The sequence below is a fragment of the Christiangramia flava JLT2011 genome (assembly GCF_001951155.1).
Taxonomy (GTDB): domain Bacteria; phylum Bacteroidota; class Bacteroidia; order Flavobacteriales; family Flavobacteriaceae; genus Christiangramia; species Christiangramia flava.
The window spans coordinates 3,565,425-3,578,981 of sequence record NZ_CP016359.1; the positions used below are offsets into that span (position 1 = coordinate 3,565,425).

The 13,557-nt window shown below is 42.7% G+C and carries 13 protein-coding genes; 7 read left to right on the top strand and 6 right to left on the bottom strand.

The features are described from left to right. Positions 1–172: 172 nt before the first annotated feature. A complete protein-coding gene (locus GRFL_RS15900; RefSeq protein ID WP_083645535.1) occupies positions 173–1,687 on the top strand; it encodes a DEAD/DEAH box helicase in 1,515 nt (504 codons plus the stop codon). Here GRFL_RS15900 and GRFL_RS15905 read toward each other — a convergent pair. The 3 genes from GRFL_RS15905 to GRFL_RS18055 form a co-directional block, all read right to left on the bottom strand. Beyond that, the gene (locus GRFL_RS15905; RefSeq protein ID WP_083645536.1) at positions 1,684–3,996 is read right to left on the bottom strand and encodes a penicillin-binding protein 1A; all 2,313 of its coding nucleotides are present in this window, start codon (positions 3,994–3,996) and stop codon (positions 1,684–1,686) included. The genes GRFL_RS15900 and GRFL_RS15905 overlap by 4 nt on opposite strands. 150 nt (positions 3,997–4,146) lie before the next feature. Further along, on the bottom strand, positions 4,147–4,281 hold the full coding sequence (locus GRFL_RS18315; RefSeq protein WP_257787366.1) for a hypothetical protein: 135 nt from the start codon (positions 4,279–4,281) through the stop codon (positions 4,147–4,149). 15 nt (positions 4,282–4,296) lie between these two features. Continuing rightward, the gene (locus GRFL_RS18055) at positions 4,297–4,434 is read right to left on the bottom strand and encodes a hypothetical protein (protein ID WP_157493007.1); all 138 of its coding nucleotides are present in this window, start codon (positions 4,432–4,434) and stop codon (positions 4,297–4,299) included. Positions 4,435–4,800: 366 nt separating this feature from the next. On the opposite strand from GRFL_RS18055, the gene GRFL_RS15910 reads away from it, so the two are divergent. Further along, the gene (locus GRFL_RS15910) at positions 4,801–5,655 is read left to right on the top strand and encodes a hypothetical protein (protein WP_083645537.1); all 855 of its coding nucleotides are present in this window, start codon (positions 4,801–4,803) and stop codon (positions 5,653–5,655) included. Here the strand turns inward: GRFL_RS15910 and GRFL_RS15915 are convergent. Beyond that, complete coding sequence (locus tag GRFL_RS15915) at positions 5,652–6,932, bottom strand: dipeptidase (protein ID WP_083645538.1); 1,281 nt, start codon at positions 6,930–6,932, stop codon at positions 5,652–5,654. The two genes, GRFL_RS15910 and GRFL_RS15915, sit on opposite strands and share 4 nt — an antisense overlap. Before the next feature lie 113 nt (positions 6,933–7,045). On the opposite strand from GRFL_RS15915, the gene GRFL_RS15920 reads away from it, so the two are divergent. The 3 genes from GRFL_RS15920 to GRFL_RS15930 are packed head-to-tail and all read left to right on the top strand — an operon-like array spanning position 7,046 to position 10,397. Next, positions 7,046–8,497 (top strand): RimK family protein, encoded by a 1,452-nt coding sequence (locus tag GRFL_RS15920; RefSeq protein WP_083646210.1) that lies wholly within the window; start codon positions 7,046–7,048, stop codon positions 8,495–8,497. A gap of 2 nt (positions 8,498–8,499) precedes the next feature. Further along, positions 8,500–9,720 (top strand): glutamate-cysteine ligase family protein, encoded by a 1,221-nt coding sequence (locus GRFL_RS15925; RefSeq protein WP_083645539.1) that lies wholly within the window; start codon positions 8,500–8,502, stop codon positions 9,718–9,720. Further along, the gene (locus tag GRFL_RS15930; protein WP_083645540.1) at positions 9,717–10,397 is read left to right on the top strand and encodes an N-formylglutamate amidohydrolase; all 681 of its coding nucleotides are present in this window, start codon (positions 9,717–9,719) and stop codon (positions 10,395–10,397) included. Before GRFL_RS15925 ends, GRFL_RS15930 begins: the two co-directional genes overlap by 4 nt. A 46-nt stretch (positions 10,398–10,443) precedes the next feature. On the opposite strand, the gene GRFL_RS15935 is transcribed toward GRFL_RS15930, so the two are convergent. After that, positions 10,444–10,857 carry an OsmC family protein gene (locus GRFL_RS15935; RefSeq protein ID WP_083645541.1) on the bottom strand — a complete coding sequence of 138 codons (414 nt, stop codon included), beginning with the start codon at positions 10,855–10,857 and terminating at the stop codon, positions 10,444–10,446. 122 nt (positions 10,858–10,979) lie between these two features. Beyond that, positions 10,980–11,411, bottom strand: a complete 432-nt coding sequence (locus GRFL_RS15940) for an FKBP-type peptidyl-prolyl cis-trans isomerase (RefSeq protein ID WP_083645542.1) — start codon at positions 11,409–11,411, stop codon at positions 10,980–10,982. A 223-nt stretch (positions 11,412–11,634) separates the two neighbouring features. On the opposite strand from GRFL_RS15940, the gene GRFL_RS15950 reads away from it, so the two are divergent. Both GRFL_RS15950 and GRFL_RS15955 read left to right on the top strand, forming a co-directional pair. Further along, on the top strand, positions 11,635–13,101 hold the full coding sequence (locus GRFL_RS15950; protein WP_083645544.1) for a Gfo/Idh/MocA family protein: 1,467 nt from the start codon (positions 11,635–11,637) through the stop codon (positions 13,099–13,101). Further along, positions 13,102–13,554 (top strand): 3D domain-containing protein, encoded by a 453-nt coding sequence (locus GRFL_RS15955; RefSeq protein WP_236995818.1) that lies wholly within the window; start codon positions 13,102–13,104, stop codon positions 13,552–13,554. It abuts the gene before it with no gap. The last annotated feature ends 3 nt before the right edge of the window (positions 13,555–13,557 follow it).

Here is a 13,557-nt window from a genome sequence, read left to right on the forward strand (position 1 = left end):
TATGCATTTCCGGGGGAGTGCTTTACGGTTAAGTTAAGGAGAGAGCTGGTAGCAAAGCCCTGTAAATTTAATCATAAAGTTTTACTTCGAGGGCTGAATCTTGCAACATTAATTTTGAGTAAACCTGAAAAATCCTTTATTTTTGCAAAATTGCTTACTTATAAAGGTATATATGGCGTCAGAAACATTCGGAATTGAAGAAAAGAAAGTAGACAAGCAACTGTATGATTATCAGAAAAAGGATATAAATAAAATATTCGGGGTAATCGAGGAGCACCCTGAAAAGTACAACCTTCTGTACCAGCTGCCTACAGGCGGTGGAAAAACGGTGATCTTTTCCCAGATCACCCGCGAATATATTCAGCGAACCAACAAAAAAGTACTGATTCTTACTCACCGTATCGAGCTGTGTAAGCAAACTTCCAAGATGCTTACCGGTTTTGGTGTGCGCAATAAGATCATCAACAGTAAGGTGAAGGAATTGCCAGACCAGGATGAGTACATGTGTTTTGTAGCGATGGTGGAAACGCTGAACAATCGCCTGAACGACGAAAAACTGGAAATTGAAGACATAGGACTGGTGATCATTGATGAGGCGCATTATAATTCTTTCCGAAAGTTGTTCAAGTTCTTCGAGAAGTGTTTTATCATGGGCGTTACCGCGACTCCGTTGAGTTCAAACATCAAGTTACCCATGAAAGACAACTATCGCGAACTTATCGTGGGGGATTCTATCAATTCCCTTATTGATAAAGGTTTCCTGGCGCGTGCAAATATTTACAGCTATAATGTAGGACTTACCAATCTGAAGGTCGGGATGAATGGTGATTATACCGTAAAATCTTCGGAAGAGCTCTATTCCAATTACAGCATGCAGGAGAAACTCCTGAATGCCTATTACGAACGTTCCAATGGGAAAAAGACGCTGATCTTCAATAATGGTATCAACACTTCCGTAGAAGTATACCATACCTTTAAGAATGCGGGACTTCCCATCAGGCACCTGGATAATACTACCAGTAAGCAGGATCGGAAAGAGATCCTGAAATGGTTTAAACATACACCTGATGCTATTGTGACTTCGGTAAGTATTCTTACCACCGGTTTTGATGAACCTACCGTGGAAACAATCATCCTTAACAGGGCCACCAAATCGCTTACGCTGTATTTCCAAATGATCGGGCGTGGATCTCGTATTTTGAAAAATAAAGATGAGTTTACCGTTATTGATCTTGGTAATAATATGGCTCGTTTTGGCCACTGGAGCAGCCCGGTAGACTGGAAACAGATCTTCCGTTCTCCTGATTTCTATTTTGAAAATCTATTGAGTGATGAAGAGATCGAGCGCGAATTCCAGTATGAGATGCCTCCGGAAATTCGAGAGAAATTTGCCAATTCTGAAGTCGTTAGCTTTAACGTGGAAGAGGCTTATGACGAGGTGATCAAACGCGGACTCAAATCGAAGACGGTCCTGGAGTGGTCTATGGAACAGCACGTGAAAATGTGTGTGGAGAACAGTGAAGACGTTTTTGATGCACGCATCCTCGCTAAGGAGCTGAAAGACGATATTTCCTCAAGGATCAAGCAATATTCCTACTGCATCAGTAAAAGCACGAAGAATTACCGCGACTGGCTGGAAGAGGATTATTCCCGGAAACTAAGAATGCAGATCAATAAAGAATTTTAATTATTCTTTTTTCCGCCGAATAGTTTTTTGAAGAAGCCTTTCTTCTTTTTCTCTTTTTGAGGTCGTTCGCGATCCTGCTGTTTTTCCTGATCTTTCTTTCTGGATGAAAATAAGCGTTCGAAAAAGTTATCGCGTTTTTGAGCATCGCAGTCTAAAGCCTGGGCGAGTTCACCGGTAATGGGGGCAAACCTGGCCCTGGTAATCTCGTTGAATTCGCTGTTGGCATTCATTTTTTGCATCAGTAATGCGAAAATTGGCAAGGCAGAATTGGCTCCCTGACCAATGGCAGTATTCCTAAAACCAATCCGCTGGTCATCGGCGCCTACCCAACTTACGCAAACCAGGTTTGGTGTGATCCCCACAAACCAGCCGTCCTTATTGTCTTGCGTCGTTCCGGTCTTTCCGGCAATGTCGTTATTCAATCCGTAGCGATAGCGCAGCCTGGAAGCGGTTCCTTCATCAACTGTGGCCTGCATGAAATTGATCATGGTTTTACGCGTTTCTTCGGAAAAAGCCCTGGATTTCGAAACTTCAGGTTCAAATTCTGCCAGAATATTGCCATTTCCGTCTTCGATCTTAGTGATGTAATACGGCCTGGAATGATAACCGGAATTAACGAAACTCGTGTAGGCCTCTGCCATTTCATCTACGCTCAAGGCCGCAGTACCAAGAGCAATTGAAGGAACCGCCGGTAATTTTGATTCAATTCCCATTTTCCGAGCCTGTTCGATCACATTCGGAATCCCTGTTTGCATCAAAACCTTCACTGCGATCGTGTTCATAGAACGACTAAGTGCGGTTTTCAGGTTGTAATTCACAAATGGGTCATCTCCTTCCGAAGAGGAATTCGAAGGCGTCCAGCCGTTTTCATAGGTTACTTCCCGCACCGAAAAATAGGTGCAGGGTTCCATGCCATTTTCGAGGGCTGCAGCATACACAATAGGTTTGAAAGTAGAACCAACCTGCCTTTTACTTTGTGAAACATGGTCATATTTGAAATAGCGAAAATCCACACCGCCTACCCAGGCTTCCACAGCACCATTTTCGGGATTCAGCGCCAGCAGTCCGGCATTCAGAAACTTCATGTAATGCGCCACACTATCGATAGTACTTACGTTTTTCGTTTCAGTCCCCGAATAATCGAACAATTCGGTGGGTTGCGTTTTGCTCAGTTCTTTGATGATTGCTTCCTCGCTCAGCCCATCTCGTTGTAAAGCCTGATATCGCGGAGTTTTCTTCACGGTTTCCATAAGCAGCTGCTTATTAGCAAGCCATGGAGCAGAATTTCCGTAGGAAGCTTCATGCTGAGCCTGTAATTCCTGCATATGTTCTTTCACAGCAGCCTCTGCCAGCTGCTGCATATCGTAATTAAGCGTGGTGTGAACTACCAGACCGTCACGATAGATATTGTATTTTTCCCCATCCTTATTCTTCAGCGTGTCCAGAATTTCACTAACATGTTTCCGAACCTGTTCGCGAAAGTACATGGCCATACCTTTATTAGGATTATAATTCTTATAGTCTAAAACCAAGGGCAGCATTTTTGCCTGCTGGGCTTCGTCCTCCGTAAGGTATCCATATTTAGCCATCTGCATTAGCACCACATCTCGGCGAAGCCTACTGCGTTCAGGAAAAATTCGGGGGTTGAAATAGTGACTGGCCTTCAGCATTCCCACCAAAACCGCGGCTTCTTCCAGACTCAGATCCTTTGTGTGTTTACTGAAAAACTTCAGCGAGGCACTTTCAATTCCGTAGGTGTTATCACTAAAAGGAACCGTATTGAAGTACAGCTGAATGATCTCTTTCTTATTATAGATATTTTCCAGACGTTTGGCGATAATCGCCTCCTGCATTTTATTCACGACAATTCCGAGTGCACCGTAATCTTTTCTTCCGTAGATGTTTTTAGCAAGCTGAAGGGTAATCGTGCTTCCACCGCCTGAAGATTCATCCTGCAGTAAAATAGATTTAAAAAAGACTCGCAGCAAACTTCGATTATCGATCCCGTCATGCTCATAGAACCGAACGTCTTCCGTAGCGACCAGGGCATCAATAAGATGCGAGGGAAGCTGGTCAAAATTAATGGGTTGACGGTCGAAAATGTAAAATTTCCCGATGAGTTCTCCATTGCTGGCAAGAACCTGCGTGGCTTTATTTTGTTGAAGATCTGCCAGGTCCTTTTCCGTAGGGATCTTTCCCCACAGTCCAAAATAGATGCTTCCGAAGAATAGTAAAAATAATAGAACGGGCGTCCCGACCAGGATCACGGCCCATTTTGTTTTGGGGTGCTTCTTAAGGTATTCGAACATTTGTTAAAATGAAATCTGGACAAATAAACGAATGTTTTCAGGGAAGGCCTTTGGATTTAAGTTTATTTTAAAATTTTTCATGAAAAAAGCCGACAGTTTAAAGGCTATCGGCTAGGTTTTTAGGAGTTCCGCGAAATAAATTGATGAAATTTATCCGTAATGTCTGCGATTGTACCAGCAATCTCTGGAAGAATCGGTTTTGGAGTTCATAAAGCTTCGGCGATGTGTGAGGTTTGCTTCCCTCCCGAAACCAAAATCCCTGATAATGTTTGATAAAGTGGTCATGATGATGAATTGTAATTAAATGATGCTGTGATGAGCAAGGTTCCTGGTATATCTACCAGTAGCGTTCTTCAGATTCAGAAATGGCCTTCGATGAGTAAGGCCATTTTCCCGAATCGTGTCAAAATCCTGAATGATGTTCTCAAAAGCTGACATGCTGCTAAATTTTGATTGATAATGATTTTCTACGAATAGCGTCTTCTGCCGTACCAACTGGATCTGCTCGAAGTGGAAGGGGTGTTCAAAAATGATTTGTGATGAACACTTCGTGCTTCACTGTGAAAACTGAAATTCTGAATGATGTTTGATAATGATGTCATGATTGATAAATTTTAATTGATGAATGATTTGATTGTACTTTATAGACGAGCTAAAAAATTTTCTGTTACGGTACTATGCTATAAAAGGTACCAAATTAACAAAATATTAACTTTTAGAGCTGATTTTCAGCCGGATGAAAGAATTGTTAATCTTTTTGCAACACCGCTGTATAGCCTTAATTTTAATTCAAAATAGCCAGTTATGACCAGATGGGCAGTTGCCATTGTAATTTTTGTGCTAGTACTCGCCGGCGGGATTTACACCCTTTATGAGCGAAAACATCCCGATTTTGATTCCGAAAACAAAACCTACGAAATCGTAAAAAAATGGAACATCCCCAACGCTCTCGACGAAATTTCAGGAATTGTATGGTTAGGTGATTACCAGGTAGCCTGTATTCAGGATGAAGACGGGATTTTATTCGTTTATGATCTGGACAAAGAAGAGATCGTCAAAAAAATACAATTTGGCGAACCTGGCGATTACGAAGGCCTCACGTACCTGAACGATTATTTTTACATCGCCCGAAGCGACGGAAAGATCTTTAGAATGAATGCTGATTTGGATGCCGATCCTGAAACGGTCATACTGGACACACCTTTTACGACTAAAAATAATATTGAAGGAATTGCAGGTGGTTTCGATGATCTCCTGCTTATTGCCGTAAAAGGCGATAATCTGGAAGGCAACGACGATACCTATAAAGCGCTATACACTTATGATCCCGTGAAACAGGAGATCTATAAAGACCTGGAAATTACCGTAGATTATAACGAGGAAATCTTTAAAAGATTAAAGACCGATGACCGTCGGGAATTTTTACGTCCGGCAGATGTGGCTTTTCATCCGGAAACCCGTGATATTTATATTCTGGATGCGGAAAAACCTAAACTCGTGATCACTGACCGCTACGGAAAAGTTAAAAAAATCCACGAACTCGATCCTGCTGAATTTTTTCAGCCGGAAGGAATTTGTTTCACTCCCGCGGGAATTATCTATATCGCCAATGAAGGAAAGGGGGGAGACCCTAATATCCTGGAAGTGAATTTCAATTAATTAGCCTGAAGTTCTTCCGCAACAGCGGCTACTTCATCCATAACCCGTAAAAGATTTTCACCCCATAATTTGGCAATATCCTCTTCGGAATATCCCCTTTTTACAAGTTCGATCGTGATATTCTCACTTTCTGAAGCGTCATTCCAACCATCAATTCCGCCGCCGCCATCAAAATCACTACTAATCCCTACGTGGTCAATTCCTATTTTCTGCACTAAATAATCTATATGATCCACAAAATCTGAAACATTCACAGGGCTTATGGTGTTTTTCAAATTTGCTACTTCCGTCGCCGCAGCTTTCCTGATCGCTCCATATTGTTGGTAATAAGCGCTTCGATCTTCCTGTGACAAACCACGAACGCTGTCCCGGGGCAGGATCTCAAACTCCATTTCAGCAGCTTTACGCTGGTAAATTTCATCTCTGGCCGCGTTAAAAGCATAGTGTTTTTCTTTGTTCACATAAGAAGTGAAAGCTACCGTCTGCACCACGCCGCCTTTTTCCTTAAATAGTTCCAGCAACTCATCGTCCAGGTTCCGGCTGTGATCGCAAAGGGCGCGTGCCGAAGAATGAGAAGCGATAAGCGGTGCTTTGGAAAGTTCGAACATTTGCTTGATAGCCTCTTTACTGGGATGAGAAACGTCGATCATGATCCCGCAACGATTCATTTCCAGAATCGCCTTTTTTCCCAGTTCACTCAGGCCATGATGCAGCCAAACGCCATCTACCTCACCCGTATTCGAATCACTGAACTGGCTGTGACCATTGTGCGCCAAAGACATATATCTTGCACCGCGATCATAAAATTCCTGGATACGGCTAAGATCCTCTCCAATAGGATAGGCGTTTTCCACACCGATCATCGCCACTTTTTTGCCTTCTGATACCAGCTTACGAACTTCTTTTGAATTTGTCGCCAGCCCGATTTTTTCCGGAGCGATCTCTTCACAAAGGCGATGAATGGCCTTAAATTTTTGATCGGCATTTTCATAAGCCTTGTCGTACGCATTTTGTGTGAGCGCTTCCTGCCCAGTATAAACGATCAGCCAGGTCACATCCATTCCGCCTTTTTCCATCTTCGGAAGGTTTACCTGGGTATCCAGGTCCATCGTATAGTTCCGGTCTTCCGTAAAATTGGAAACATCAATATCGTTATGGGTGTCGATGGTAATCACCTTTTGATGAATCGCCCTGGCTTTTTCGAGTAATTCCGGATCGGATTGAGCAAAAAAACTCAGACTGCAAAGTAGGAAACAAACGGTAATTCGTGACTTCATAAATGGAAAGGTTAAATTTTGCCCTGAATTTACTAATTAATATTGAAAGCCCATTTCTGCTGTTTATCGTGGCAAAATTTGCTATACATTTGGTAAGACATTTCAGCAATTGCATGAAGAAAATTATAGTGGTTAACCAACCCGAAACCTGGAAGCTGCATCTTGAAAATATCGAGATCGTTTCTTCCCGGAAATATCTTACAGATCCTGCTTTTTCCCAACTAAAAAAGGCCAGGATCTTCAATCTTTGCAAAGATTACTCCTATCAGAGCAAGGGGTATTACGTGAGTTTGCTGGCTGAAGCTCGCGGGCATCTGGCAATTCCCACCGTTAAGAATTTGGTGGATCTTGGCGATTCCAAACTGGTGCGAATCGTTTCTGAAGAGTTCGACGATTTGATACAACGCTCCCTCAAAAATATCAAGTCCCAGGAGTTCGTTTTAAGCATTTATTTTGGGCAGAACGTTGCGGTGAAATACCGTGATCTGAGCGCCATGTTTTTTCGGCATTTTCAAATCCCTTTTTTGCGCGTACATTTTAATTATACGAATCGGTGGAACATCAAAAGTATCCGGGCAATTTCAGAATCTGAAATTCCGAAGGAGCATAAAGAGTCCATGCACTATTTCGCGGAACAGTATTTTGCAAAAAAACGCTATGACACGCCACGGCAGAACAATTTTGAATACGACCTGGCCATTTTGGTCCAGCCGGGAGATCTGGCCCCTCCAAGCAATCCTAAAGCGATTAAAAAGTTTACGGAGATTGCCGAAAAACTGGGATTTTATACCGAAATTCTGGGGCCTAAAGACCTTTCGAGACTTTCTGCTTTTGATGCCCTGTTCATCAGGCAAAGCACTGAAGTGAATAATGAAGCTTATGCTTTTACCCGAAAAGCCCAACAGGAAGGGCTCGCAATCATTGATTATCCCGATGCGATCCTCAAATGCTGCAATAAGGTTTTTATGGCAGAAGCGCTTCGGAATGCCGGAATTCCAACTCCCGAAACCGTGATCGTGCACAAACACAATCGCGAAAAAGCGCTGGAAACTACCGGTTTGCCGGTCGTGCTGAAGTCGCCAGATTCAACATTTTCCTTTGGAGTGAAAAAGGCTGAAACCGCCGAAGCATACCATGAACTGGTCAATGAAATGCTGAAAAGTTCCGAACTGGTGATCGCACAGCGTTTTTCTCCTTCAGAATATGACTGGAGGATTGGTGTTCTGGATGGTAAGGCCTTTTATGCCTGCCGGTATTATATGGCGAAAGATCACTGGCAGATCTATAACTGGGCTGCGGAAGACAAAGAAGACCAGGATGGAAATGCAGATTGCCTGCCCATTGAGAAGGTGCCTCCGCTTATCCTGAAAAATGCCATTAAAGCAGCAAAATTAATGGGGCCTGGATTATACGGGATCGATATTAAGGAAGTGGAAGGTAAGGCGATGGTGATCGAGATCAATGACAACCCGAATATCGATGTGGGAGTGGAAGATGCCTATTATGGCGACCAGGTCTATATCGCTATTTTGACAGCCTTAAAAAACCGACTTGAAAATAAATAATTATGAGTTATCGCCTTTTTGAAGTTTTCGGGATTGAGTTGGAATACATGGTGGTAAGCCGCGATCAATTGCATGTGAAGCCAATCGTGGATGAACTTTTTTTAAAGAAGAACGGGGAGATCACTTCAGATATTCCGAACGGTAAGATTGAGTGGAGCAATGAACTGGTAGCACACGTGGTGGAACTAAAAACGAATGGGCCCACTCCAAACCTGAAAGAACTTCCGGAACTTTTTCTGCAAAATATTCAGGAGATCAACCAGATTCTGGAAGAATTAAATGCCCAATTATTACCATCGGCTGCCCACCCCATGATGAATCCGTTGCTGGAAACACAGCTCTGGAAGCATCATTATAGCAAGATATATGCGTTGTACAACCGCATTTTTGACTGTAAAGGTCACGGCTGGAGCAACGTCCAAAGCATGCACATCAACCTGCCCTTTTTTGACGATGAAGAATTTGAGAAGCTGCATGCAGCAGTTCGAATATTATTGCCAGTCATTCCCGGTTTGGCCGCAAGTTCTCCAATAATTGAAAAAGAATTTACTGGTTATAAAGATTCGCGAATGAACTTTTATAAAACCAATCAGAAAGAAATTCCGCAGATGACCGGCAAGGTCATTCCTGAACAGGTTTTCAGTAAAAAGGAATATCGCGAAACCATATTTGAACCTATCAATAAAGCCATAAAACCCTTTGATACTGAAAATTTGCTCGACCAGCATTTTCTGAATTCCCGTGGGGCGATTGCCCGTTTTGACCGAAATGCGATCGAGATCAGGGTAATAGATATTCAGGAAAATCCGGCTGCAGATATTGCGATCGCAGCGCTGATCATCGCAGCATTACGCCTGCTAGTAAGTGAAGAACTGGTTTCTCTGGAAGACCAAAAAACCTGGACCGAAGAGGAACTTTTCTCGATCTTTGATGAAGTGATCAAAAATGCTGAGAATACGCTGATCGAAAACAAGCGTTATCTGGCCATTTTTGACCTGGAAAAACCCAGCGATGTAAAAACCATCTGGAAAACTTTATATGAAAAAGTACGGGATCAGCTTGCTGAAGACCAGCAAAAACATATCGAGTTCATTTTACAGAATGGTTCGCTTTCTACACGCATCCTGAAGTCACTTCGAAATGATTTTTCTGAAGCGCATATCCTGAAAACATACAGGAAACTGGGCGATTGCCTGCAAAATAACCGCATGTTCCGGCCATGAAACTTTTGCTCAGCTGCGAACACGCCTTTAACACGATTCCGCAACCATTCGAATCCTATTTTACCGCTGCTTCTGAAATTCTCGATTCTCACCGTGGTTACGATCCGGGAGCTTATGATCTTTTCAGGTATCTCGAACCATTAAGCGATTTTTCCATCCATCAGGAAATTGGACGATTGCTTATTGAAACCAATCGATCGCTACATCATGCTTCCCTTTTTTCCGAATTTTCACGAAAGATGTCTTCCGAAGAAAAGGAACAACTCATTTCCACCTATTATGAATCCTATCGCAACCGGGTAGAAGAATTTATAGAAGATCATATTGCGAAATCGGAAATTCTCCACCTTTCCGTTCATAGTTTCACACCCGTGTGGAAAGGGCAGGAGCGGAATGCCGAAATTGGAATTTTGTATGACCCTTCCAAGATTCCGGAAAAAGAATATGCGAACCTATTGAGGCAGCAACTGAAGGCTTTGTTTCCGCAGCTGCGAATTCGCCGAAATTATCCATACCTGGGAAAATCTGATGGATTGCCTACCTATCTTCGGAAGAAATTCCCTGGAAAATATTCGGGAATAGAACTGGAAGTTAATCAGAAACTGGTAAACGACAATACTTTTAAAACTGATTTAAAAATGGGTATTTATCGAGCTGTGGAGAAGCTGCTGAAATAAAAAAACCTTCCGGAGTGGAAGGTTTGGATTATGTAGAAGCCCGAATCTAGTTGAGATCGTAGCTTAAAGTAATTTCGGCATTTAGCAGTTGTGAGATCGGACAGTTGTTCTTGGCATCCTGTACAATTTCATCAAATTTATCTTCATCGATTCCCGGTACAGCGGCTTTCAGCACCAAGTGAGATTTGGTGACTTTCCCATCTTCAAAAGTAATTTCGGAAGTAGTTTCCAGTTTATCTGGCGCAAAACCTTCTTCTGTTAGATTGGCAGACAGCTGCATACTGAAACAACCTGCGTGCGCCGCACCGATGAGTTCTTCCGGGTTTGTACCATTCTTCCCGTCTTCGAACCTGGTCTTGAAAGAATACGTGGTATCCTTTAAAATTCCGCTTTCCAGGCTTACTGTTCCTGATCCTTCTTTAAGTGAACCGTTCCATACGGCTGATCCTTTTCTTTTCATAATAATTAAATGATTTGTACCTAAGATAAGAAGCATCTCAGAGAGGAGGAAAGATTTATAAAAACCTTAACCAATGAAAAAGCCCGGCAAAACCGGGCTCTTAAAAATAATTTGAGAGAAAATTACTTGATCTCTACCACTTCCAGGTCAAAAACCAGGTCTTTCCCGGCTAGTGGATGGTTTGCGTCTACTACGATGCTTGCATCCTTTACTTCCGTAACCGTAAGATTGATCTCACGACCGTCTGGAGTTTTGGAAACCAATGGCATTCCAACTTCTGGTTTCAATTCGTCTGGAAGCTGAGATTTCTCTACTTCCTGGATCAATTCAGCTTTTGGCTCTCCATAAGCTTCTTCTTTAGGTATATTGATGGTCTTTTTCTCGTTCACTTTCATGTCGATAAGGCCTTTTTCAAAACCAGGAATCAGCTGGCCCTGCCCCAGAGTGAATTCGATTGGTTCTCCTCTTTCAACAGAACTATCGAAAACTTGTCCATCTGTTAATTTTCCTGTGTAATGAACCTTAACGGTGTCATTTTGTTTTACTTGACTCATAAAAAATATTTTTCAGTTTACTTTTTTGGCTTTAAAATTCATTTTCAGCCATTTAAGCTGCAAATGTACAAGTATCTTGCCGTAATCCAAATTGCTTTCTACTTTAACGATTTAGTTGTATATTTTGCAAATCCATTATTTAATTGGAAATTAGTTGTCAATCAAACAACTTTTACTAGTCAATATTATTAATTTCATTTAAAATTTAACTTATTTCTGCCTTATGAAAGAAAAGAAAATCGAAGAGAAGAAACCCAATTCCAGAAGGGATTTCCTCAAATCTACCGCTTTGGCTGCAGGCGCTTTTATGATCGTTCCGCGACACGTGCTTGGTGGCCCGGGCTACACCGCTCCAAGTGATAAACTCGTGATTGCCGGTATTGGTGCCGGTGGAAAAGGAGAAAGCGATATCTGGAATTTTTATCAAAGCGGAAAGGCAGAAATTGCTTTTTTATGTGATGTAGATGACAGGCGCGCCGCCACTTCCAGGGAACGCTTCCCAAAAGCCAAATATTATAAAGACTGGCGCGAACTGATGGATAAAGAACATAAAAATTTTGATGCTGTTTCCGTTTCGACTCCAGATCATAACCATGCCGTACAGGCCATGGCTGCGATGGAACGAGGGAAACATGTATATGTTCAGAAGCCGCTGACGCACGACATTTATGAGGCACGTATGCTGGCTGAAGCTGCTAAAAGAAACAAAGTTGTAACGCAAATGGGAAACCAGGGAGCTTCAAATGACGGGACCCGACTTATGAAGGAATGGTACGAAGCGGGTTTAATTGGAGATGTGGAAGAAGTGTACGTTTGGACCAACAGGCCAGTGTGGCCGCAGGGAATTCCATGGCCAAAAGGTAAGAATGAAGTTCCTGCCGAACTCGACTGGGATCTATGGCTGGGAACAGCTCCTTATAAAGATTATGTAGACGGGCTGGTACCCTTCAACTGGCGCGGCTGGTGGGATTACGGAACTGGCGCGCTTGGAGATATGGGTTGCCACCTTATTGAGCCGCCATTCAATATTCTGGACCTGAAATATCCGAAAGATGTGGAATGTAGCGTAGGAACGGTATATGTAGACGAATTCCAGCAGGGTTACTTCCCGGAAAGTTGTCCGCCATCTAGTCATGTCACGATGACGTTCGACAGTAAAGATAATAAGGATATTCGTCTTCACTGGATGGATGGAGGTATCAAACCAACCCGTCCTGAAGAACTAGGACCCGAAGAAACATTTGGTGATGGCGGGAACGGCGCATTACTGATCGGGACCAAAGGAAAAATGATGTGCGGAACCTACAGTGAAAATCCGCAATTATTGCCAACCACTAAAACCAGCGAAGTTAGCGTTCCGCAGAAATATGAGCGTGTTCCTGAAGGTGCCAACGGGCATTATGCACAGTGGGTAGAAGCAGCGATCGCCGGTTACGGTAATAAAACGGTAAGCTCGCCTTTTGAAATTGCAGGCCCGTTAACCGAGTCTCTACTGATCGCCAACCTGGCTATTCGCGGTTACGATGTACAGCGAAAAGTGAAAAATGAAAAAGGGGAGGAGCGCATTGTATACCCTGGAAGAGATATTAAAATGGTTTGGGATGCTGAAAATATGAAAGTTACTAACTTTGAAGAAGCGAACCAATTTGTGAAAAGACAATATCGAGATGGGTATAGTCTGAAATCTTAAATGACTCAATTCCTGTTATTTTATATTACGCCTGGTAAGTTCCGGTTTTTGCTGGTCCTTACCGGGCTTTTTCTTGTTACTGCCTGTGGTGAACGCCAGAAACTTCAGGAAAATGAAGTAGACTGGGATACGATTTGTGTGACGGCCACCGCATACAATTCGGTACATTATCAAACAGAAGATAATCCCCGTATTACCGCCTGGGGTGATACCCTTAGGCCCGGAATGAATGCAATTGCTGTTTCCAGAGATCTCCTCAAAATGGGACTGGATCATGATTCGCAGATCAAAATTGAAGGTTTTGACAGCATATTCCTGGTTAAAGACAAAATGCACTATCGATGGAGAAACCGGATCGACATTTATATGGGCCAGAATGTTTCTAAAGCCCGGGAATTTGGGCGTAAAAAGATCAATATCGCCTATATTTTTCAGAAAGACACGACCCGCTAATTT